Source organism: Phocaeicola paurosaccharolyticus JCM 15092, assembly GCF_000613805.1.
GTDB lineage: Bacteria > Bacteroidota > Bacteroidia > Bacteroidales > Bacteroidaceae > Phocaeicola > Phocaeicola paurosaccharolyticus.
Genome location: NZ_BAJR01000077.1, coordinates 1 through 1427, shown reverse-complemented (window position 1 = coordinate 1427; position 1427 = coordinate 1). Strand labels below are relative to the sequence as shown.

3 protein-coding genes are annotated in these 1427 nt (G+C 46.7%); all 3 read right to left on the bottom strand.

Annotated elements, in window-relative coordinates; all coding sequences use genetic code 11:
* Nucleotides 1–25: 25 nt before the first annotated feature.
* Nucleotides 26–844 carry a transposase gene (locus tag JCM15092_RS16735; RefSeq protein WP_051532579.1) on the bottom strand — a complete coding sequence of 273 codons (819 nt, stop codon included), beginning with the start codon at nucleotides 842–844 and terminating at the stop codon, nucleotides 26–28.
* 11 nt (nucleotides 845–855) lie between these two features.
* A complete protein-coding gene (locus tag JCM15092_RS16730; RefSeq protein ID WP_148296678.1) occupies nucleotides 856–1134 on the bottom strand; it encodes a hypothetical protein in 279 nt (92 codons plus the stop codon).
* 23 nt (nucleotides 1135–1157) lie between these two features.
* A partial coding sequence (locus JCM15092_RS16725) for a transposase (RefSeq protein ID WP_148296677.1) occupies nucleotides 1158–1427 on the bottom strand: 270 nt, incomplete at its 5' end.

Genomic DNA, 1427 nt, shown 5'->3' with positions numbered 1-1427 from the left:
TTAGGGTCTGCTTATTAAATCCCAATCAGGCACACAATTTCATTTGTGGCCCGAGTGGATAAATGTTTATATTTCTCACTTTCATCAGTTTCGATAGAAACGAGACAAAATAAGACAGGGGAATATCCCTCATATGTCGGATCAGGTTCATCACAAAAATGATAGCCCCTATCCAACTGTTTGATGTCGTGGCCAATCTGGCGCGGATATCATTTAAACCATATCCACGTTTCCCCTGACCAAACTTCCCTTCAACCTGATTGCGTTCCGCCGCTTCTCGTCGCTCTTTACGCTTTTGGTATCTGCTCTTTATCTCTTTTACCGGTTTTCGTCCCAGTGGCTCCCCGGTGTAGCGGATTCCTTTCTCTTTCAAAAACCGTCTGTTCTCCCGGGTAAGATATATCTTGTCCACCTGAACCAGCTCCGGGTATTTCCCTGTCAGTTCCCTAAAGCGTTCGACCTGTGCCTGAAGATCCTGCCCCTCGTTAAAGGCATCCCAGTCAAAATGATCCACCCTGGCATATCCATCCAGCAGGCTGATGTTGATCTTGGCGCCAAACTCCGTCTTGGCCTTGGCCTTGCCACGCACGATGGGACGTACATGCGGCTGATGAATGCTCACGATGCGATCTTCTACTTGATGGCTCTTCTTCTTGTACATGCTCTCCTGTTGTTCCAGCAGATGCTGGATAACAAAAAAATATTTCAGTTGCCGCCTGTCAAAAGGAACCGGTTCATCCTTTATGGTGTCCAGCATCTCATTGATAGTCCGTACATCCCGTTTCAGATAGTTGATTTGCTTGCGTATCGCCTTTCGTAAAACGTTGGCAGGTTTTCTCTTCATCTTCGATACATTCAAAAAATCCTTGCGTGCAACCTTCTGTATGTACGGGGTTTATCTTTAATACCCAGTTTTAAACACAACTCATCAATCAACTCCTCGGCCTTTTGACGACTCTCGTTCAGCAGATCCAGATCGGTGGGATACTTGATATCCGCATCACAGACCGTTGCATCCAATTGAAGCTTCCCCTTGTTCCCGGGATGTGGATCAGGGTCGTCATCATTATCATATTCTTCATCCTTCGTAACCGTGTCAGCCTTTTCTTGTTTTGTCCCGGCTTTCAGCTTCAACCCTTTTCTTATTAAATCGTCTGTCAATGATTCAAAGACATCCAGATCAATGCGTTTCCTGATGGAAACAGCAGCGAGGGCGTCATTACCTGTTCATAAGTGAAAGCTTCGAGTCCAAGAAAATACTGCATGTAGGGATTCTCCTGGATCATCTCTATCACACCGCGATCGTCCGTCTTCATGATGTGCTTGATGATGATCACTCCCAGCACAAGCCTGGCATCCTTGGTGGGGGCACCACGGTTGCTCTTGAAGTTCTTGTAGTAAAGCCGGGCGAACTCTTCCCAGGGAAC